The sequence below is a fragment of the Paenibacillus sp. BR1-192 genome, from assembly GCF_029542445.1.
In the GTDB taxonomy this organism is placed as follows: domain Bacteria; phylum Bacillota; class Bacilli; order Paenibacillales; family Paenibacillaceae; genus Paenibacillus_AQ; species Paenibacillus_AQ lautus_A.
Genome location: NZ_CP120718.1, coordinates 6,546,313 through 6,566,422, shown reverse-complemented (window position 1 = coordinate 6,566,422; position 20,110 = coordinate 6,546,313). Strand labels below are relative to the sequence as shown.

Sequence of the window (20,110 nt, the reverse complement as noted above, 5' to 3'; positions counted from 1 at the left end):
CATGGGAGAGAATACGTATGCGATTATCGATGGGGGCAGCATCGTAACGCCGCAAGGCTTCAAGGCTGCCGGGCTCCACTGTGGACTTAAGAAGACCGACCGTAACGACCTGGGCGTCATTGTATGCGATGTGCCTGCCGTGGCGGCTGCCGTCTATACGACGAACCTGTTCCAAGCGGCACCGCTGAAGGTAACGCGTGAAAGCTTGGAGGACGGCAAGCTTCGCGCGATTGTCGTGAACAGCGGGAATGCCAATGCCTGCACGGGCAAGCAGGGCGAAAAGGATGCATACACGATGCGCGCCAGCACGGCTGCGCAATTCGGCCTGGACGTGAACGATGTGGCCGTTGCTTCGACGGGTGTCATCGGGGAGCTGCTGAAGATGGACCGAGTATCCTCCGGTATTGCAGGCTTGCCTGCACGGCTCAGCGGTGAAAGCGAAGGGGCTGAAAGCTTCAGCCAAGCGATTTTGACAACCGATCTGGTAAAAAAGGAAGCCTGCGTTACCGTACAGGTTAACGGCACGAAGGTGACCATCGCCGGCACGGCGAAGGGATCGGGGATGATTCATCCGAACATGGCGACCATGCTCGGATTCATGACGACGGATGCGGTCATTGGTCAGGAAGCGCTGCAGCTGCTGCTGCGCCAAACGACCAACCTGACCTTTAATATGATTACGGTGGACGGCGATACAAGCACCAACGATATGCTGGTTGCGATGGCCAGCGGCCTGGCGGGGCATGACGTGTTAACGCCGGAGCATCCGGATTGGGATGCATTCGCTGCCGGCTTCCACTATGTGTGCCAGCAGCTGGCGAAGGCGATCGCACGTGACGGAGAGGGAGCTTCCCGCTTGATCGAGGTTCGCGTGGACGGCGCCGAAAGCGACGATGACGCGCAAGCGATCGCCAAGACGATCATCGGCTCCAGCCTGGTCAAATCGGCGGTGTTCGGTGCGGATGCCAACTGGGGACGGATCATTGCGGCTGTGGGCCGCGCAGGCCGTCCGGTCAATCCGGAGACGGTGGATATTGCCATTGGTCCGATTTCGGTGCTGGAGCAGTCAAGGCCCGTTGCTTTTGACGAAGATGCGGCGCTGGCTTACCTTCAAGGCGACACCGTGGATATCGACGTGAAGCTGCATATCGGCAGCGGGTCGGCTACGGCTTGGGGCTGTGATTTAACCTATGACTATGTCCGCATTAATGCGGCTTATCGTACTTAGATAACTAAAAAATCAGGACGGAGGAGATGGATATGAAGAGCACGATCGATCAGGAGAATTCGCAGCCGGTTCAAACCTCAAGCGCGGATACGTTTGTGATGAAATGCGGCGGCAGCACGCTCGCGGCCCTTCCGGACAGCTTCTTCGAGGATTTGAAGAATCTGCAGGATAAAGGGGTTAACCCTGTTATCGTGCACGGCGGCGGTCCCGCAATTTCCGGCAACCTGGAGAAACTCGGCATCGAGACCGAGTTTGTGAACGGGCTGCGCAAGACGACGGAGGATGTGCTGGACGTCGTGGAGATGGTACTTGCGGGCACCATCAATAAACAGATTGTACGTCGGATTCAAAGCGTGGGCGGCTCTGCCATCGGCTTGTCCGGTTCGGACGGCGGGCTGATCGAGGCCAAACCGGTGACGAACCACGCGGAGGTCGGCTGGGTCGGCGACGTTACGTTGGTGAAGTCATCCATCCTGAGCGGCGTGCTGGAGATGGGATACATGCCGGTGGTTGCGCCGATCGGGGTGGATCCATCCGGTCAGCGCTATAACATCAATGCCGATACGGCGGCTGGTGCCGTGGCTTCTCATCTGGGCGTTAACCGGATGATCGTTGTCACCGACGTGCCGGGGATCATGAAGGGATCGGGCGGCGAGAAGCGGGTGCTTCCGACCGTGACGGTGCAGGAGATCGAGGATATGATCGGAACGGGCGAAATTTATGGTGGGATGATACCGAAGGTAAGAGCAGCCATCAGCTGCATTCACGGCAAAGTGAGCGAGGTCGTCATCGTGGACGGAAGCGAGCCGAACGTGCTGAGCCGGGTGCTTGGAGGCGAAGTGCTGGGCACGCGTATCGTGCGGATGTAATAAGGCACGGTTTGATATTCAAACCGAAATAATAAAAAACTTCAACGGAGAAGGCGGAATCATTCCGGAGAAGCGAAGCGGGCCCCTTTGTCCACGGAATTTATCCTTGATTACATGATTCCATAAAAATCTGTGGGCAACAGGGATCGGAGGAATGATCCGAATTCGCAGTGCTGGTTAAGCTTAATGGATATTCATATCGTAGGACGGTTCAAACGTGAAAAACGAAGCTATGCCAAATGCAAAGGAGTGTGTGAAGGCTATGGGAAAAGAAGCAGCAGGCGGTGTTAAAGCAGCTAATGAAAGCTCGTTATTCCAAACGTACGCCAGATACCCAATCGCCCTGGTCAAAGGGGAGGGCAGCTGGCTATGGGACGATCAAGGCAACAAGTATCTTGATTTTATGGCCGGTCTGGCGGTAACGAATCTCGGCCATGCCCCGGTAAAAGTGAAAGAGAAGCTGAAAGCCCAGCTGGATGAATTGTGGCATGTCTCGAACCTGTTTCACATTCCGGGCCAGGAAAAAGCAGCCGAGCTGCTGACAGCCAACACCTGCGCGGATGCGGTCTTCTTCTGCAACAGCGGGGCCGAAGCGAACGAAGCGGCCATTAAGCTGGCACGCCGCTACCATCAGAAGGTGAAAGGAACGGGCCGCTACGAGGTCATTACGTTTACCCAGTCCTTCCATGGTCGGACGCTGGCTACGCTGACGGCCACCGGCCAGGATAAGGTGAAGGAAGGCTTCCTTCCGCTTCCGGCAGGCTTCAAAAGCGTTCCCCTGCATGACCTTCCGGCGCTGGAAGCAGCCATCAACGACAATACCGCAGCCATCATGATCGAGATGGTGCAGGCGGAGGGTGGCGTGCATCCAGTGGAACCGGAATTCCTTCAAGCCGTCACTGGGCTGTGCAAGAAGCACGAACTGCTGCTGATCGTGGACGAGGTGCAAACGGGCATGGGCCGGACCGGCAAGCTGTTTGCGCACGAGCATTACGGCATCGAGCCGGATATTTTCACCGTGGCCAAAGGGCTCGGCTCCGGGTTCCCGGTCGGCGCGATGCTGGGCAAGGCTTACTTGCGCGAAGCCTTCACGGCAGGAAGCCATGCCACGACGTTTGGCGGCACGCCGATTGCGAGCGCCGTCATCCAGGCCACCATCGAGACGATGCTGGAAGACAACGTGCCGCAGCGCGCGGCCGAAGCCGGAGAATATTTGATGACGAAGCTGAATGAGAGCCTGGGCAGTCATCCTTTTGTGAAGGCGATCCGGGGGAAAGGCCTGCTGATCGGCATCGAATGCGTCGAATCGGTTGGGGAGCTGGTGCTGAAAGGACAGAGCCGCGGGCTGCTGTTCGTAACGGCAGGACCGAACGTGATCCGGCTGCTTCCGAATCTGTACGTCACGAAACAAGAGATCGACCAGGCGGTGTCGATCGTTACGGAACTTATACATGAGCATACGGCGGTTAGCCAAGCATAGAAGAATCGTGCAGCAGCATTATGGACAATAACAGCATGGTTAAGGAGGACTGAAGAATATGGCCGCTAGCGGACAATTGAAGGAATTAAGCCTGAAAGGGCGGGATATGATCGAGCTGGACGAATACTCGACGGAAGAGATTCAGTTCTTGCTCGATTCGGCAATCGAGATTAAGCGCAAGCAGAAGAACGGCGAGGTCTATCAGCCGCTGAAAGGCAAGACGATCGGCTTGATTTTTGAGAAGTCGTCCACGCGGACGCGGGTGTCGTTCGAGGCTGGGATGTTCCAGCTGGGCGGACACGCACTCTTTTTAAGCAAAAACGATATTCAGCTCGGACGCGGCGAGCCGATCAGCGATACGGCGCAGGTGATGTCCCGTTATCTGGACGGCCTGATGATCCGTACCTTCGGGCACGACAACGTGGTCAACCTTGCGAAATATGCTTCGATTCCGGTCATCAACGGCCTGAGCGACATGGCGCATCCATGTCAGGTGCTGGCTGATTTGCAGACGGTGCTGGAGCACAAGGGCAAGTTGAAAGGCCTCAAAATGGCCTTTATCGGCGATGGCAACAACATGGCGCATTCGCTCCTGATCGGCGGTGCCAAGATGGGCATGCATGTGGCCGTGGCCAGTCCGAAGGGCTATGAGGCGGATGCCAGCATCGTGAAGCTGAGCGAGGAAATCGCGGCGCAAACGGGCGGCAAAATCACGATTACCCGAGACCCGCTCGAAGCCGCGAAGGATGCGGACGTGATTTACACGGATGTATGGGCAAGCATGGGCTTTGAAGAGGAGCAGGCACAGCGGGAAGCCGCCTTTGCGGACTACCAGGTAAATGAAGAGCTGGTGAAAGCGGCGAAGCCGGATTACTTGTTCCTGCATTGCCTCCCGGCCCACCGCGGCGAAGAGGTCAGCGAAGGCGTGATCGACGGTGCCAATTCCGTCATTTTCGATCAGGCCGAGAACCGTCTCCATGCCCAGAAGGCTTTAATGGTTGCTTTGATGGCATAAAGCCGCCCATGACCAGCGAACATTCTCTATGAAAATGCGTCAATGGACGTTATCTTTAGTATAATGAAGGACAGGGTTGTTAGTAACAAAGAGAGGGAGTTAAACCATGGCAAAACAAAAAATCGTACTGGCGTATTCCGGCGGTCTGGATACGTCCGTCATTCTGAAGTGGCTGAAAGAAACCTACGATGCGGAGATCATTGCCTTCACGGCCGATATCGGCCAGAAGGAAGAGCTGGACGGACTTGAGGAAAAAGCGCTGGCGACCGGCGCCTCCAAAGTATACATCGACGATCTGCGCGACGAATTTGCGAATGATTTCATCTTCCCGATGTTCCAGGCGGGTGCCATGTACGAAGGGCAGTACCTGCTCGGCACCAGCATCGCGCGCCCGTTGATCGCGAAACGCATGGTGGATATCGCACGTGCCGAAGGCGCGACGGCGATTGCGCACGGCGCTACGGGTAAAGGGAATGACCAGGTTCGTTTTGAGCTGGGCGTTGCCGGCTTGGCACCGGACATTGAAGTGATCGCGCCTTGGCGCATCGAGGAGTTCCGTAACTCCTTCCCGGGACGCGCGGAGATGATCGCTTACGCGGAAGCGCACGGCATTCCGGTAACGGCATCCGCAGCCAAATCCTACTCCATGGACCGCAACCTGCTCCATATCAGTTACGAGAGCGGCGTTCTGGAGGATCCTTGGTTCGATGCAAGCGCGAAGGACAGCAAGGATATGTACCTGCTCAGCGTATCGCCTGAGGATGCGCCGGATGAGGCGGAATACCTCGAGCTTACGTTCGAGCAAGGGAATGTCGTTGCGCTGAACGGCGAATCGATGAGCCCGCTGCAAGTGATGGAGAAGCTGAACGAGCTGGGCGGCAAGCACGGCATCGGTCGCGTGGATATGGTGGAGAACCGCTTCGTCGGCATGAAGAGCCGCGGCGTCTATGAGACCCCGGGCGGCACGATCCTGTTCACCGCTCATCGCAAAATGGAATCCATCACGATGGACCGTGAAGTGATGAACCTGCGCGACAGCCTGATTACCCGCTACAGCACCTTGGTGTATAACGGATTCTGGTTTGCGCCGGAGCGTCTGGCATTGCAGGCGCTGGTGACCGAGAGCCAGAAGAACGTTACGGGCACGGTGCGAGTGAAGCTGTACAAGGGCAACGTCATCGGCGCAGGCGTGAAGAGTCCGGTGAGCCTGTACAACCCGGACATCGCTACGATGGAAGCCGATCCGACGCAAGCTTACGATCAAGGCGACGCTACCGGCTTTATCCGCTTGAACGCATTGCGTTTGAAAGTGGCAACCGGCGTGAATCAGAATCAATAAGTTTACAATAATGAACAGGCTGAAGGCCGTTTTCATGCTGGAGAGCTCCGTCGATTCTCGTGCAACGGGATGAACGGAACCTCTTAAGCGGGAAGCGGCCCTCTGCCTTAAATCAGAGAGGGGCAAGTGTTGTGAGCAAGTTATGGGGCGGACGCTTTACGAAGCAGACCAACGCATTGGTAGAGGAATATACGGCATCCATCGGTTTTGACAAGCAGCTGGCCGAGGAGGACATCCAGGGAAGCCTTGCGCATGTGTCCATGCTGGGCAAATGCGGCATCGTGCCGTCGGAAGACGTAGAGACGATCAAGGCAGGATTGGGCAAAGTGCTGGAGCGCATCCGTGAGGGCAGCATCGAGTTTTCCGTATCGGATGAGGATATCCATATGAACATCGAGAAGAATCTGATCGAGGAAATCGGACCTGTCGGCGGCAAGCTCCACACGGGCCGCAGCCGGAACGACCAGGTGGCAACGGACATGCACTTGTATTTGCGCAACCGCGTCGTGGCGTTGACCGGCATGCTTCACGAGCTGCAGACCGCGCTGATTGGGCAAGCCAAGGATAACCTGGATACGATTATTCCAGGGTATACGCATCTGCAGCGTGCGCAGCCGATTCTGTTCGCGCATCATCTGATGGCTTACGTGTCCATGTTCCAGCGGGATATCGACCGTCTGATCGACAGCTATAAGCGCATTAACGTGCTGCCGCTCGGGGCAGGCGCGCTTGCGGGCACAACGTTCCCGATCGACCGCCATTTCGTGGCCGAGCAGCTCGGTTTCGACGGCGTTTACGAGAACAGCCTGGATGCGGTCAGCGATCGCGACTTCATTCTGGAATTCCTCTCGGATGCTTCTATCATCATGATGCACTTGTCCCGCCTGAGCGAGGAGCTGGTGCTTTGGAGCAGCACCGAGTTCAACTTCGTCGAGCTGGATGATGCGTTCTGCACGGGCAGCAGCATTATGCCGCAGAAGAAGAACCCGGACGTGCCCGAGCTTGTCCGCGGCAAAACCGGGCGGGTATACGGCAACCTGATGGGTCTGCTCACCGTGCTGAAGTCGCTGCCGCTTGCTTATAACAAGGACATGCAGGAAGACAAAGAGGGCATGTTCGACACGGTGGCTACGCTGGAAGGCGCATTGCAGCTGTTCGCGCCGATGATCGCCACGATGAAGGTCAACAAAGGCCGCATGCGCGAAGCGGTCAACACCGACTTCTCGAATGCAACGGACATTGCGGACTTCCTGGTCGGCAAAGGTCTTCCGTTCCGCCAGGCGCACGAAGTGATCGGCAAGACCGTATTGTACTGCATCCAGAACAACAAATATCTGCTGGACCTGACGCTGGACGAATTCAAGCAGTTCTCCGAGCTGTTCGACGACTCCATCTATGGCGTGCTTCAACCCGAGACGGTGGTCAATGCGCGTAACGTTTACGGCGGCACGGCAACCGATCAGGTGAAGGCGGCGATCGACCGCAGCGTGCAGACCCTTCAGGTCACGGAAGAATGGCTGGGTCTCCGCCAGGGGAATGTAGAGTAAGGATACAGAAAACCTGACGTAGCAAAAATAAAGGTGGACCGGCAAATGTTACATTTGCTGATCCACCTTTTGTTGTGTAACGATGAGATCTGTTGAATGGGGATTGCCTAAAATCCTCTCATGAAGAGAAGTACACCGAGTACACTCATGGAACCGCGAATGAACCACAGGCACGTTCATGGCGTGCATGTTTTGGGCTCATCAGGCTTTCAACGGAAGCCATTTCAGAACATCCTGGATGTGGGTATCCCAATATCCCCAATCATGACCGCCCGGCCCTTCCTGATACGTGAGATCCAGGGAGGTTGCTTCGCAGGCTTTGCGGAACGCTTGATTGTCTTGGTAGAGGAAGTCTTCCGTTCCGCAGCATTGATACAGCAGCGGTTTCGGTCCCTCCGAGCGGTCCACTTCCTGAAGCAGCCACAACAGGTCATTGTCGGTGCCGGTAATGTCCCGATCTCCGTAGACTAAACGATGCTCAAACAAAGCCTCGTTCCTATTAACATGACCCGCCATGTCGAGCGCGCCCGACAGGCTGGCAGCAGCGGCGAAGGATTCGGGACAGCGAAGGGCCAACTTGAACGCTCCGTACCCGCCCATGGACAACCCGGCGACGAAGTTATCTTCCCTCGCGTGGGATAACGGGAAGAAGGAACGGGCGATGGCCGGCAGCTCCTGGCTGATAAAGGTCCAGTATTTGCCGCCGTATTCCATGTCGGTATAGAAGCTGCGATGCACTTGCGGCATAACGACGGCAATGCCCATCTCGGCCACGTAGCGTTCGATGGAGGTTCTGCGCAGCCAGATGGAATCGTCGTCGGACAGGCCGTGCAGGAGGAAGAGCGTCGGATGCAGACCGCTTTTGGCATGATTCGTCATGCCGATTTGTGAAGAGGTTTGCTGAGGGAGAATGACGGTCATGGACGTGCTGAGACCGAGCACCTCCGAGTAAAAGTGACATAGCATAAGAGCCATGGATTATGTATCCCCTTTCATTTTTGAAAATGAGAGATCAAAGTGACGAGCCTATTAGGATCATATCACAATCGATCCCCCTTGCTCCAAGTAAATCTAAGTCATCGTCTGCGGCGGGCGAGAACGCATTTAAAGTCTGCTGCATTCGGAAGCTTCGCCATTCTCCAGGAGCATAAAGGCGGTCGGCGACCGAGTCGAAACGGATGGAATGAATCCGTGCATAAAACGCCTCGGTCTTCAGACCGAGGCGAGGTTCAGCCATCGGGCTGTTCTATGATGCGCTGCGTTGTGTTATCTTAGAGGGAGATTATGGCTCCATCTGGTGGAGGATTCAATAGCATAAATTTAGAAGTTCAGCGAGTGTCCAATTAAGATATAGCATGATGATCCTATTTGTGAATCTGGAGGAGTATGCTCATGATACCACATGACGATAAACTGTCCGATCTGAAGATTACGGGAACCGGCAGCTCAAGCGGCGGCCAATACGGCAAGGTGCGAATCGATGGTGCCGGGCAGGTGAATGGAGATTTGGATTGCCGGGAATTAACAGGCAACGGAACGATGAGTTTGAACGGCGACGTAGCTGCCGACAAGATTCGCGTGAACGGTTCGGGAACCATTAAGGGGACGGTGGACGCGGAGGAGCTGCATGTAGCCGGCAGCCTGAGCGTGAAGAGAGGCGTGCGCAGCCGATCCATTTTTATCGGGGGGCATTGCAGCATTCACGGTGATTCCGAATCGAAGAGGCTTGATGTAACCGGAAACCTGAGAAGCCATGGTGACGTGCGGAGTGAGACGGCCACGTTTCATGGGGGCTTCAAGATCGATGGCCGCCTGCATGTAGGAACAGCGGATATTCGGCTGTTGGGCCGCTGCCTTGCGCAGGAAATCGTCGGAGACCGGATCACGATCCGCAAAAAAGGAAAGCGTCTCTGGGAGATGCTGTCCCTGCCATTACGGGGAACGCGGCTGGAGGCACGCATTATTGAGGGCGATGTCCTGGATCTAGAGTATGTCGAAGCCGATATCGTCCGCGGCAACCGGGTGATTCTCGGCCCAGGGTGCGAGATTCGGCAAGTGGAATACCGGGATGAATTGACGCAGCATCCGGAAGCCCAGGTCAGAGCATCCCGGCGGTTTTAAGTTTTAAGGGCGACATTGGGCCAAACATCCGGGCATAGGCCGAATAGATGGCAAGGAGGCAGCGATATGGTGCATAACGGAACAGCCGTAGAAAGACCCGGTGTTTCCATAACGGGTGACGGTGTCGTTGGCGGCGGTATTGTCGGCAAGCTTCGGATAAACGGTGAAGGCGGCATTCATGGCGACACGGATTGCCATCTGCTAAGCTGCAACGGGAGCGCGGTCATAAACGGAAGCCTGCTCGGAAGGCAGGCTAGAGTGAACGGCCATGTGAAGGTGTCCCATCATGTCCAGATGGAGCACGTCCGGGTGAATGGAAGCTTGGATGCCGGCGGAAGCGTTAGGATCAGCCGCATCGGAATCAATGGCGGCTTGAGCACGGGAGCCGATCTGTTTGCGGTCAAAGGCGTCGTGAACGGTACCCTGGATGTTGGCAGCAACCTGGAAGCCGAAGAGATGACGGTCCGCGGCATACTACGCGTGAGCGGGTCCGTGATAGCTCGGGAATTGACGCTGAGGCTCGTTGCGCAAGCCTCGCGCGTCAACGAGCTACGAAGCCGCACGGTCTTCGTAGCTCCAACGGTGCTGGCCAAATGGTTCCGTTCCTCACGGATCGGATATCTGAATGCCGAGCTGGTTGAAGGCGAGGATATCCGTCTGGAGAATACGAGCGCGGCCATTGTCAGGGGCAGTAGAGTCCATATCGGAAAGGGCTGCTCCATCGGCCGGGTGGAATATACCGAGACGTTCAGCGCAGATGCCCAGGCGGAAATCGGAAGCTATTATAAAATCGATGCACGACATTAAAATAACGGCAAGGAAAACAGCCCGTATTCGCGATTCGATTCGCGAATGCGGGCTGTTTCGTGCCAGCTTCGATTTACGGAGCGCTGATACCGTCCTCAACGACTTCCTCTTTGGGCGTTTCGTTCGCATCCGGCAGCGGGACCTCGTTCGTCGGATTGATGGCAACGATGTTGTTCTGGGGACGGTAGGTATCCTTGGATATTTTCACGTTCTCCACGACCTTCCCGTTCACTTTCTTGGTTCGGTAGGTTTCTACCACATAGCCTGGTTTTCCGTTTTGAACCACCTGCTTCAATCCCGGCGGCAGCGAGTTGTTGTGGATGACCTTTTCCGGCGAAGGCAAGGTTTCAATCGTGGTGGATACCAGCTCGTATTCCGTATTTTCCGGGAAGGTGCCGAACATCTTCAGCGTTAAATTGCCGTGCGATACCTCGGACAGGATAAGCAGGTGCTTGCCTGTATTGTTCCGGAAGCGAAAGTTGATCGCCCCTTCGGCAAAGGTGGCGTCCTGTCCCTTGGGCAAGTAGCTGACCGGAAGGGAATGATTCCGCCTTTCGGTGATCTCCAGCCCGATCAGCAGGGCGGCATGATACACCGTGCTGGATACCTGGCAGATCCCGCCCCCGATACCGGGCACCAGCTTGCCGTTCACGATGACGGGAGCTTCCTCAAATCCATACTCCTTCTTCGCAACATCAATGATATGAGCATAATTGAACTCATCGCCGGGCTTCAGAATCATGCCGTCCACGGCTTTGGCGGCAGCGGTTACGTTATGTACGCGTCCGGGCCCGCTGGATCCAAGACCGGTGGAGAATTCAACGATTTTTCGCTCAATGCCCTCGTCCTGCAGCGACTTTACGGTAACGGGGGGCTTTTGACGGATAAGAGGCAGCTGCACCGCAATGGCTTCTTCCGGATACGGTTCCGTGAAGTGGGACTCGTTCGGAAGCGCTGCGCTGAACCCTTCATAGAACGCAGGCCAATCGATGCGGTACGCGGTTTTCTCCGGGGTATACCGGACCACATCGTCTTCGGAAATGCTCCGCACTGCGTTGACAGGCTCTCCAAAGCGTTCTTTTTGCCAGTCTTCGTTTAACCGCCCTTTCAATACGTCGCGATTCCAGTCGGTAGATATATGCCATTCCAGCTGAAACTGCCGCCGGTAAAGAACCTGTTCCCATAGCGATCCTTCGGACAGCTTGGCAATGGCTTCTTTGAAATCGGCTGCGCTGAACCGAACGCCGGCTTCTTGGAGACTGAAGCTTTCCGTGCGCCCTTTGAGGGCCTCCGACTCCAGCGTCACCTTGATGCTTGTCATGGCGTGGAGCCGCTGTTCCAGCTCGGACAATACCTCGTCGGCGGGTTGCCCCCCTACCTGCCAGCCGGAGAGAACGACTCCCTTCGGCAGCTCCTTTTGGTTCGCGTACATCGTCAATAGACCGAAACCGACGGAGAGGAGAAGAGCGATACTGATGACAAAGATGAGACCGAGATGAATTTTTTTCATTTGAAACCACCTTCTTAACTTCGTATTGGCCGCAGTACATGCACTTGTTCATGTATATGTCACGGTGGGCTCAAACTTTCGGGTACTCAAAAGGTAACAAATTTGTTACAATAGACGATGTCGTGAGGATTTTTCTTGGATTTTAAAGGAATTCGATGGAAACTGTCGAAAGTATAATGGCTAATTATGGATTGGGAAGTGATGAAGTGATCGAAATGCAGGACGTATGGAAGACTTATCCAAGCGGCGCCCATGCGCTTCAAGGAGTTTCCGTTACCATTAACCGCAATGAATTCGTCTATGTTGTCGGACCGTCGGGTGCCGGCAAATCGACATTCATGAAACTTATCTATAGAGAAGAAGTGCCGACCAAAGGCCAAATTTCCGTTAACGGATTTAATATCGGGAAGCTGAAGCAGCGCAAAATCCCCTATGTTCGCCGAAATATCGGGGTTATTTTTCAGGACTATCGTCTGCTGCCCAAGCTGACTGCTTACGAAAATGTAGCTTTTGCCATGGAGGTTATCGAAGCGCCGCAGCGTCTCATCAAGAGACGGGTTATGGAGGTGCTGGATCTGGTGGGCCTGAAAGCCAAGGCGAACCGCGAGCCTTCCCAGCTCTCCGGCGGGGAGCAGCAGCGGATCGCAATCGCCAGGGCGATCGTGAACAATCCGTCCGTCATTATTGCGGACGAGCCTACGGGCAACCTGGACCCGGAAACCTCCTGGGGCATCATGCAGCTGCTGGACGAAATCAATTTCAGGGGAACCACCATCGTAATGGCTACCCACAACAGGGATATCGTGAACACGATGCGTAAGCGCGTACTTGCGATTGAGCACGGACAAATCGTCCGCGACCAGCAGAGAGGAGAGTACGGGTATGAATTTTAGAACCTTCTTGCGGCACTTGCGGGAAGGGGCGAAGAGCGTTTTCCGGAATGGGTGGATGTCGGTCGCATCGATTACGTCCATCGTGGTGTCATTATTTATACTGGGCGTTTTCATGCTGTTAGTCATGAATGTGAACGCATTAGCCGATAAAGCAGATAGCAACGTGCAAATCAATACGTACTTGAATCTCAATGTGGACGAGAAGCTGCGCGAAACCATCAAAGGCGAGATCGAGGCCATGCCGGAAGTCAACACCATCAAATTCGTGTCCAAGGAAGAGGGCATGAAGGAGCTTGAAGAAAGCCTCGGCTCCGAATGGGTGGAAGGCTTCAGCGAAGCGGACCAGAATCCGCTTCCGGACGCATTCGAGGTTTCCGTTATCGAACCGACCACGGTCGGGTTCGTTGCCGACAAGATTACCGCGCTGAACGAGAAGTATGCGGAAGAGCCGATCCTGCGCGTCAAGTACGGGGAGGGAACGGTAGAAACCTTGTTCAAGATTACGAAAACGGTGCGGAATATCGGCTTTATTTTCGTAGCGGGACTCGGCTTGATGTCCATGTTTCTGATTTCGAACACCATTCGGGTAACGATTTTGGCCCGTCGCCGCGAGATCGGCATCATGAAGCTTGTCGGCGCGACCAACAACTTCATCCGCTGGCCGTTCTTCGTGGAAGGAGCCATGATCGGCCTCCTGGGCTCGATCATTACGGTTACACTGCTGTTTATAGGCTACAATCGCCTGTACGCCGCGTCGCAGACGGATTTGACGCTGGCGCAGAGCCTGATTCCATTGGGAGATCTGTGGCTGCTGCTCGGGACCATCATCGTGGCCCTGGGCATCGTCATTGGCATTTGGGGCAGCACCATGTCGATACGTAAATTTTTGAAAGTATAAAACAAGGTAAAGGATGGGGAGCGAAACTTGAAGAAAATCGCCGCAGGAGTAGCAGCCTTATTACTGGCCACTGTTATGATCCAACCGACCGTCGGACAAGCCGAGAAGAAGACTTCAGCCGATGTAGACAAAGAGCTGAGGGTGCTTCAGGAGCAGGTCAAGAAAGCGCGGGCGCAGAAGAGCAAGGCTGCGGATGATAAACAAGAAGCCCAGCATTATAAGAATAAAACGACGAAGAACCTGAAATACGTAATGGAGCAAATCAGCATCGTCAGCAATGAATTGACGAAGATTTCCGTCAAGATCGAGGAGACGGAGGATTTGCTGAGAACAACGACCAAGGAGCTTGAAGCGGCGGAGGAGCGCATCGCCTCCCGCGAGAAGCTGCTGGAATCCCGGATTCGCCTCATCTATATGGATGGGCAAGTATCGTATCTGGATGTGCTGCTCTCCGCAACCAGCTTCAGCGATTTTATTGAGCGTGCCGATTCCTTGAAGACCATCGTCGATCAGGACCAGGATTTGCTGGTACAGCATAAGCAGGACAAGCTGCTGGTTATCGACAAGAAGAAAGAACTAGAAGGGCAGTACGCAACCGCCAAGGATCTGTACGGCCAGATGGAGGACCGCAAGAGCATCCTGAACGAGAAGGAACAGGAGAAGCGCGTTCTGCTGGCCCAGTACGATCAGGATATCGAGGATGCGGACATCTTGACCGAAGAACAGGATAAAATGCTGGTTGCCCTGGCAAGCAAGCGTTCGGACCTGCAGAAGGAAAAGAATAAGCTTGCCGCCGAAGAAGCGGCTCGTAAAGCGGCGGCTGCCAAAGCGGCTGCGGCGAAGAGAGCGAAGGCGACAACCCTCGGCGGCAGCAAAGGCGGCGGCGGGTATACCGGCAACGGCGGACCGTTCGCGATACCGGTCTCCGGAGCCAGACTCTCCTCCGGTTACGGACCGCGCGTCCATCCGGTAACGGGCGAGGTTGGCAAGATGCACACGGGTCAGGACTTCGCGGTTCCGCAAGGGACCGAGATCCGGGCAGCCGAGAGCGGCACCGTCATCTTGGCCGAGTGGTGGAGCGGTTACGGAAACTGTGTTATTGTTGATCATGGGGGCGGCGTATGGACCTTGTATGGGCATATCCGCAACGGCGGCATTAAAGTCAGCGAAGGCGACAAGGTGTCCAGAGGGCAGAAGATTGCCGAAGTAGGCTCCACGGGTCAGAGCACGGGACCGCATCTTCATTTTGAGGTTCGGGTCAACGGATCGCCGGTGAATCCTTCGCCTTATCTGTAACAGAAATGATGACGCAAACCATATAACCTTCAATACCGCTGTATAAATATTCCCGGCAAGCCAATCATATACTAGGTGGACGGGATTCCCCTGTGTGTAGCAGTTGAAACGTACAAAGGCGGTGAAGTACTTGCTGAAAAAACGAACGGCTGTCTTTCTGGTCATCGCTGCCATGCTGTGCGGCGGACTGTTAACGATGGCTTTGACCCAGCTGCCTGCTCCAAGTCAGACCGGAGACGGCGGCGAGGGATTGCTGGCCAGCATCGCGAACAGGAATGGACTGGAGCAGTCTGAAGCGAAGAAACTGGGGACAGCGATTGACCTCATCGAAAGCAATTATTACAAGGATATCGATCGGTCGAAGCTGATCGACGGCGCCATCAACGGGATGATGGAAGCGCTGGAAGATCCGTATTCCAACTATATGGGCAAAGAAACGGCGGCCCAGTTTGAAGAAAGCATTGAGGGCTCCTTCACGGGGATTGGCGCGGAAGTGTCCTCCGTAGACGGCAGCGTCGTCGTTGTATCCCCGATCAAGGGATCGCCTGCGGATAAAGCCGGCATTCGGGCCAAGGATACCATCCTTTCCGTCAATGGCGAATCCTTGCAGGGCCTTGAGCTGAATGCGGCCGTTAACAAGATTCGCGGTCCGAAGGGCTCCAAGGCCGTCCTTCAGATCAAGCGGGCAGGATCCGAGCAGCCGATCGAGTATGTTATCGTTCGGGATGACGTCGATCTGGAAACCGTGTCGGCACGGATGGAGAAGGGCGGAATCGGCGTGATCGAGATTTCCCAATTCTCGCTGAATACGGGCGAACGCTTTAAGGAAGAGCTCAAGAAGCTGGAAAGCCAAGGCATGAAGGGACTGCTGATCGACGTCCGGAACAATCCCGGCGGCGTGCTGTCCGTTGTCATTGACATCGCAGAGCAGTTCGTGCCTAAAGGCGAGCTGATCGTTCAGGTCGAAGACAAGGATAGGAAGCGGGAGAAGCATCCTTCCAATGGCGTGGCGAAATCGTACCCGATTACGGTGCTGATGAACAAGGGCAGCGCCAGCGCTTCCGAGATTTTGGCAGGCGCATTGCAGCAGTCCGCCGGAGCTACCCTGATGGGCGAGCACTCCTTCGGAAAAGGGACCGTGCAAACGAGCTTTGACAAACAGTTTGGCGACGGAAGCCTGCTCAAGGTAACCATTGCCAAATGGCTGACGCCAAACGGTACCTGGATCCATGAGAAGGGAATCGAGCCGGATATTAAGGTGTCGCAGCCTGAATACTTTACCGTCGCGCCGATCGATAAGAAGAAAACTTATGCGTACGACACGAACAGCACGGATGTGAAGAACGCGCAGATTATGCTTGAAGCGGTTGGTTACGCGGCAGGACGCACGGATGGTTACTTCGACCGGAATACGGAGAAGGCGGTCAAGAGCTTCCAGAGCAAGCACAAGCTGAAAGCGGACGGCATCATTAACAGCGCTACAGCCGAGGCATTGGAAGCGGCATTGATCGAGAAGATTCAGGATCCGAAAGAGGATAATCAAATGAATCGCGGAATTGCCGAGGTTCGGAAGGAAATCGCCGCTAAGGCGTCGAACAAGTAAGAAGGCTGAACGTTAGCCTTCTTTTTTCTTTGGAGATATCAGAAAGCGTAAACTTCGAAGCATCTTGGAACCGAAAGGAGCGTGGCAAGCCGTTGGAGACATTGAAACAACTGCTGATGTATGGGATAGATGCAGGCATACAACTGCTGACGCAGCCCTTTTATTATATTTCGATTTTGTTTGTCATGCTGTTTTACCGAAGGCAGGTGTTGGTGGAGCGCAAGCTGTTCCATGTGAAGCTGCATTCCTGGGGATTGCAGACCTGGCGTACGTTTCTAGGGGGACTGGCGGCAGGCATCGGCGTGTCCATCGTGGTGGCCTTCTTGGGGATATCATTAAGTCTGGAAGCCATTATATGCATATGGGTGACTTCGCTGATCCTGATGCTGTTTCATATCCGGTACTTATGCTTTGCCTATTCCGTCGGTCTGCTTGGGATCATTCAGTTTGTGTTGGGCTGGTTTCCGAATTGGCAGCCGGAAGGCTGGATTCATCAGGTAACGGCAACGATCCTTGGTTTGGACATTCCGGCCTTGCTGGCGTTGTCCGCCGTCCTGCATTTTGCGGAAGCTTTGCTGGTAAGGATACAAGGGGCGGGATTTGCCACCCCGCTGTTTCTGGAGGGCAAGCGCGGCAAGCTTGTCGGCGGCTATCATATGCAGAGCTTCTGGCCCCTGCCGTTGTTCCTGCTCGTTCCGGCGGTTGGCGGGGGCAGCGTGCTGCCGTGGACGCCGTTCTTTGGCGGCGATGCTTGGAGTACGGGCTTTACCATGATGGCCCTTCCGGTCGTGATCGGCTTCGGAGAGATGACGCAGAGCATGCTCCCCCAGGAGAAGGCAGGGATCACGTCGAAGCGTCTCATATTCTATGGAGCGATTGTGCTGGCGTTGAGCCTGCTGGCCGAGTGGTGGTCGCCGCTTACCATCGCGGCCGCATTAGCGGCGCTGCTGCTGCATGAAGGCTTGGTATGGTACAGCAGATACGAAGAACAGCAACGCAGCCCGATGTTTGTACATCCGGTACGCGGATTACGCGTTCTCGCCGTGCTGCCGGACAGTCCGGCGAGCGAGCTCGGCATTTTGGCAGGGGAGACGATCCTCAAGGTGAACGGTAAGCTGATTCACAGCAAGGAGCAGCTGCACAGCGCCTTGCGACAGAATCCGGCCTTCTGCAAGCTGGAGGTTCAGAACCATCAAGGGGAGAGCAAATTTCTCCAGCGTGCGATCTACGCCGGGGATCATCATCAGCTGGGAGCTATCGTGGCGCCAGACCCGAGGGATGGCATTGCAGTGGGGTTGAAGCCGGTAAGCTTGATCACGCTGCTGGCGAATAAACTTCATATTCGCAGCAAGCGGGGGGCTTCCGGCAGCAAGACGTCCGGCGGTTCCGAAGAAGCCGGATTCCCTTCATCGTGATACGGCAAACGGGCCTTTGTCCAATATGGACAAGGGCCCGTTTTTTAGCTTCATGCCGTTATGTAATGAATAGGCGGGACTAGCCCTGCACCTTTTTTAAATAAAAGATAGCAATTTGCGTCCGGTCCCGAAGATTCAGCTTGCCCAGAATATCGGTGACGTAGTTTTTGACGGTGCCTTCGCTTAGGTAAAGCTGCGCGGCAATTTCCTTATTGGACAGGCCCTCCGCGATAAGGGCGACGACCTTTTTCTCGGCAGGGGTGAGCCCGAACTGTTCCAGCTCAGCGGATCTCGGGACCGGCTGCGGGGTTGGACGAAGCATGCCGGTCAGCTTGCGAGCGATATCGGGATGTATCAGCATGTTACCGTCCTGCACCGTTTTGATCCCCTGGATGATGCGATCGGGCGGAATGTTCTTCAGCAGATAACCGCTGGCCCCGTTCCGCAGCGCCTCCACGATGTAATCATCGTCATCGAAGGTAGTCAGCATCAGCACCCGTACATCAGGGTATCGCTCGCGAATGCGCCGGGTTCCTTCCACGCCGTCGCATACCGGCATCCGAATGTCCATGAGCACGACGTCGGCATGAAGTCCGTCCATCAATAACGATAGTGCCTCCTCCCCGTGTTCCGCGACAGCCGATACTTCGATATCCGGATCCATCCCCACCAACAGTTTCAAGCTTTCCCGAATGAACGGGTCATCGTCTGCAATCAATACGGATATCATGGATAGCCACGATCCTTTCTATAAATTAGGGTCCTGCCGTCGTGCCAGTTACATAATTTCGCGCTTCCGGTAGACAGGCAGCCGGGTGATGACGGTAAAAGGTACGGATTTTCTTACCTCCAGCGCTCCTCCCACCACCTTGGTTCGTTCGAGCATGCCGCTTATCCCGATGCCATGGCGGTCTGCCGCAGCGATCGGGTTCGCCTCCTCTTGGACCGTGCCATCGTTGGAGACCTCCATTCGAACTTCCTCGTCTCCGTACTGGAGAAAAATTTGGACCTGCTTGGCCTCGCCGTGGCGTATGGCGTTGGTGATGGCTTCGCGGGCATTTTTGTATAATACCACCTGTTGGCTCGGATAAAGCGGATAAGGAATTCCCTGCAGCACAAGCTCGGTCTCGATTCCGGTCTCCCTGCCGGTCTCCTCCAGCAGCCGATCCAGGGAATAATCGTCCGTGATCCGCCTTGACGGATTCATCTGTTTCACGGCGGTCCGCATCTGCTCCATGCTCTCCCCCAGCTGGTCGCGGATTTGATGGAGCATATCCATGCCCCGGGCGGCATCCTGCGGCACGATATGAAGAGCGGCTTCCATCATCATTTTGACGCGAATCAGCCGATGGCCGATATCGTCATGCAGCTGGCGGGAGATGCGGTTACGCTCCTCGGCCTGCGCCGCGCTTTCCACCTGATGGGCGAACTGCAGCAGCTGCCTGCCTGCTTCGTCCTGCTGGAAATGCAGTCTTTTCAGCTCGTCGTATAAATGAATGTGATCCAATTCCTTCTGGTTCATTTCATGGATGCGGTGGAGTGTGACCGCCAAGAACAGAAACAGCAGATTGGCCGTCGTATGCAGCAGCGCATCGTAATCGGTAATCGCGATGTTGAGCAGCGCAAGGTGACCGAATGCCAGCCACAGCCTGCCAGGCCGCTCGAACAAGGGCAGATAGACGCATAGGGAGGATATGGACAGGAATACCATCATGAAGCCGTATTGGTGGCATAGCCATAGGGACAACGGGATTTCCAGCAGTATGGCTGCTTTCCGGTAAGCAGGCGAAGGCAGGAAACGGCTCAGCACCGCAATCGCCAGAAAAAGCAGGATGTACACCATATACTCCCCGTAATCGTCGAGCTGCTGCAAAAACATGTCCGCTGCGGCGGGCAGGAGAATGAGGCCGTACCTGAGATAGGCAAGTGGAGATGTCACGTGCGATCCAACCCTTTTCCATTGTGAAGTCAAACCGTTCAAACGATTGGCTTCATTATAGCACATGGATGTTTTCGGCAAGGAGATGACTTTCGTCACCCCATAAGGTGACTTCCTCTACCTTCAAAATCCGGCGATTCCAGATAGAAT

The 20,110-nt window shown here is 55.3% G+C and carries 17 protein-coding genes; 13 read left to right on the top strand and 4 right to left on the bottom strand.

The window, feature by feature from the left end:
- Position 1: 1 nt before the first annotated feature.
- From argJ to argH, 6 genes are all read left to right on the top strand, one after another.
- The gene (argJ, locus tag P0X86_RS30220) at positions 2-1,228 is read left to right on the top strand and encodes a bifunctional glutamate N-acetyltransferase/amino-acid acetyltransferase ArgJ (RefSeq protein WP_277747197.1); all 1,227 of its coding nucleotides are present in this window, start codon (positions 2-4) and stop codon (positions 1,226-1,228) included.
- A gap of 32 nt (positions 1,229-1,260) precedes the next feature.
- The gene (argB, locus tag P0X86_RS30215) at positions 1,261-2,097 is read left to right on the top strand and encodes an acetylglutamate kinase (protein WP_036660318.1); all 837 of its coding nucleotides are present in this window, start codon (positions 1,261-1,263) and stop codon (positions 2,095-2,097) included.
- Positions 2,098-2,359: 262 nt separating this feature from the next.
- Positions 2,360-3,577, top strand: a complete 1,218-nt coding sequence (locus P0X86_RS30210) for an acetylornithine transaminase (protein WP_277747196.1) — start codon at positions 2,360-2,362, stop codon at positions 3,575-3,577.
- Positions 3,578-3,635: 58 nt separating this feature from the next.
- Positions 3,636-4,592 carry an ornithine carbamoyltransferase gene (gene argF / locus P0X86_RS30205; RefSeq protein ID WP_277747195.1) on the top strand — a complete coding sequence of 319 codons (957 nt, stop codon included), beginning with the start codon at positions 3,636-3,638 and terminating at the stop codon, positions 4,590-4,592.
- Positions 4,593-4,698: 106 nt separating this feature from the next.
- Complete coding sequence (locus P0X86_RS30200) at positions 4,699-5,931, top strand: argininosuccinate synthase (protein ID WP_277747194.1); 1,233 nt, start codon at positions 4,699-4,701, stop codon at positions 5,929-5,931.
- 131 nt (positions 5,932-6,062) lie between these two features.
- On the top strand, positions 6,063-7,478 hold the full coding sequence (argH, locus tag P0X86_RS30195) for an argininosuccinate lyase (protein ID WP_277747193.1): 1,416 nt from the start codon (positions 6,063-6,065) through the stop codon (positions 7,476-7,478).
- Positions 7,479-7,679: 201 nt separating this feature from the next.
- Here argH and P0X86_RS30190 read toward each other — a convergent pair whose 3' ends face one another.
- Positions 7,680-8,453: an alpha/beta hydrolase gene (locus P0X86_RS30190; RefSeq protein ID WP_277747192.1), complete on the bottom strand. Its 774-nt coding sequence runs from the start codon at positions 8,451-8,453 to the stop codon at positions 7,680-7,682.
- 417 nt (positions 8,454-8,870) lie between these two features.
- Here P0X86_RS30190 and P0X86_RS30185 point away from each other — a divergent pair, with 417 nt between their 5' ends.
- Together P0X86_RS30185 and P0X86_RS30180 are read left to right on the top strand one after the other, a co-directional pair.
- Complete coding sequence (locus P0X86_RS30185; protein WP_145039242.1) at positions 8,871-9,599, top strand: polymer-forming cytoskeletal protein; 729 nt, start codon at positions 8,871-8,873, stop codon at positions 9,597-9,599.
- A 66-nt stretch (positions 9,600-9,665) separates the two neighbouring features.
- Positions 9,666-10,406: a hypothetical protein gene (locus tag P0X86_RS30180; protein WP_277747191.1), complete on the top strand. Its 741-nt coding sequence runs from the start codon at positions 9,666-9,668 to the stop codon at positions 10,404-10,406.
- 73 nt (positions 10,407-10,479) lie between these two features.
- On the opposite strand, the gene P0X86_RS30175 is transcribed toward P0X86_RS30180, so the two are convergent.
- Positions 10,480-11,916, bottom strand: a complete 1,437-nt coding sequence (locus P0X86_RS30175) for a VanW family protein (RefSeq protein ID WP_277747190.1) — start codon at positions 11,914-11,916, stop codon at positions 10,480-10,482.
- A 206-nt stretch (positions 11,917-12,122) separates the two neighbouring features.
- Between P0X86_RS30175 and ftsE the strand changes: the two genes are divergently transcribed.
- From ftsE to P0X86_RS30150, 5 genes are all read left to right on the top strand, one after another.
- Positions 12,123-12,809 (top strand): cell division ATP-binding protein FtsE, encoded by a 687-nt coding sequence (gene ftsE / locus P0X86_RS30170; RefSeq protein ID WP_015737694.1) that lies wholly within the window; start codon positions 12,123-12,125, stop codon positions 12,807-12,809.
- Positions 12,799-13,707, top strand: coding sequence for a permease-like cell division protein FtsX (gene ftsX, locus P0X86_RS30165; RefSeq protein WP_277747189.1), 909 nt, complete (start codon positions 12,799-12,801; stop codon positions 13,705-13,707). The genes ftsE and ftsX overlap by 11 nt, the downstream gene beginning before the upstream one ends.
- Positions 13,708-13,734: 27 nt before the next feature.
- On the top strand, positions 13,735-15,003 hold the full coding sequence (locus P0X86_RS30160; protein WP_192570432.1) for a murein hydrolase activator EnvC family protein: 1,269 nt from the start codon (positions 13,735-13,737) through the stop codon (positions 15,001-15,003).
- A 130-nt stretch (positions 15,004-15,133) separates the two neighbouring features.
- Positions 15,134-16,606: a S41 family peptidase gene (locus tag P0X86_RS30155; RefSeq protein ID WP_277747188.1), complete on the top strand. Its 1,473-nt coding sequence runs from the start codon at positions 15,134-15,136 to the stop codon at positions 16,604-16,606.
- 92 nt (positions 16,607-16,698) lie between these two features.
- Positions 16,699-18,021 carry a PDZ domain-containing protein gene (locus tag P0X86_RS30150; RefSeq protein WP_277747187.1) on the top strand — a complete coding sequence of 441 codons (1,323 nt, stop codon included), beginning with the start codon at positions 16,699-16,701 and terminating at the stop codon, positions 18,019-18,021.
- 79 nt (positions 18,022-18,100) lie between these two features.
- Here the strand turns inward: P0X86_RS30150 and P0X86_RS30145 are convergent, their stop codons facing one another.
- Positions 18,101-18,751, bottom strand: a complete 651-nt coding sequence (locus tag P0X86_RS30145) for a response regulator (protein WP_277747186.1) — start codon at positions 18,749-18,751, stop codon at positions 18,101-18,103.
- 48 nt (positions 18,752-18,799) lie between these two features.
- Positions 18,800-19,960 carry a sensor histidine kinase gene (locus P0X86_RS30140; protein ID WP_277747185.1) on the bottom strand — a complete coding sequence of 387 codons (1,161 nt, stop codon included), beginning with the start codon at positions 19,958-19,960 and terminating at the stop codon, positions 18,800-18,802.
- Between the last annotated feature and the right edge of the window lie 150 nt (positions 19,961-20,110).

What these genes read in the sequence shown, in the direction of transcription:
- argJ (WP_277747197.1), top strand. Translation starts at nt 2, where the DNA reads ATGGGAGAGAATACGTATGCGATTATCGATGGGGGCAGCATCGTAACG.
- argB (WP_036660318.1), top strand. Translation starts at nt 1,261, where the DNA reads ATGAAGAGCACGATCGATCAGGAGAATTCGCAGCCGGTTCAAACCTCA.
- P0X86_RS30210 (WP_277747196.1), top strand. Translation starts at nt 2,360, where the DNA reads ATGGGAAAAGAAGCAGCAGGCGGTGTTAAAGCAGCTAATGAAAGCTCG.
- argF (WP_277747195.1), top strand. Translation starts at nt 3,636, where the DNA reads ATGGCCGCTAGCGGACAATTGAAGGAATTAAGCCTGAAAGGGCGGGAT.
- P0X86_RS30200 (WP_277747194.1), top strand. Translation starts at nt 4,699, where the DNA reads ATGGCAAAACAAAAAATCGTACTGGCGTATTCCGGCGGTCTGGATACG.
- P0X86_RS30190 (WP_277747192.1), bottom strand. Translation starts at nt 8,453, where the DNA reads ATGGCTCTTATGCTATGTCACTTTTACTCGGAGGTGCTCGGTCTCAGC.
- P0X86_RS30185 (WP_145039242.1), top strand. Translation starts at nt 8,871, where the DNA reads ATGATACCACATGACGATAAACTGTCCGATCTGAAGATTACGGGAACC.
- P0X86_RS30180 (WP_277747191.1), top strand. Translation starts at nt 9,666, where the DNA reads ATGGTGCATAACGGAACAGCCGTAGAAAGACCCGGTGTTTCCATAACG.
- P0X86_RS30175 (WP_277747190.1), bottom strand. Translation starts at nt 11,916, where the DNA reads ATGAAAAAAATTCATCTCGGTCTCATCTTTGTCATCAGTATCGCTCTT.
- ftsX (WP_277747189.1), top strand. Translation starts at nt 12,799, where the DNA reads ATGAATTTTAGAACCTTCTTGCGGCACTTGCGGGAAGGGGCGAAGAGC.
- P0X86_RS30145 (WP_277747186.1), bottom strand. Translation starts at nt 18,751, where the DNA reads ATGATATCCGTATTGATTGCAGACGATGACCCGTTCATTCGGGAAAGC.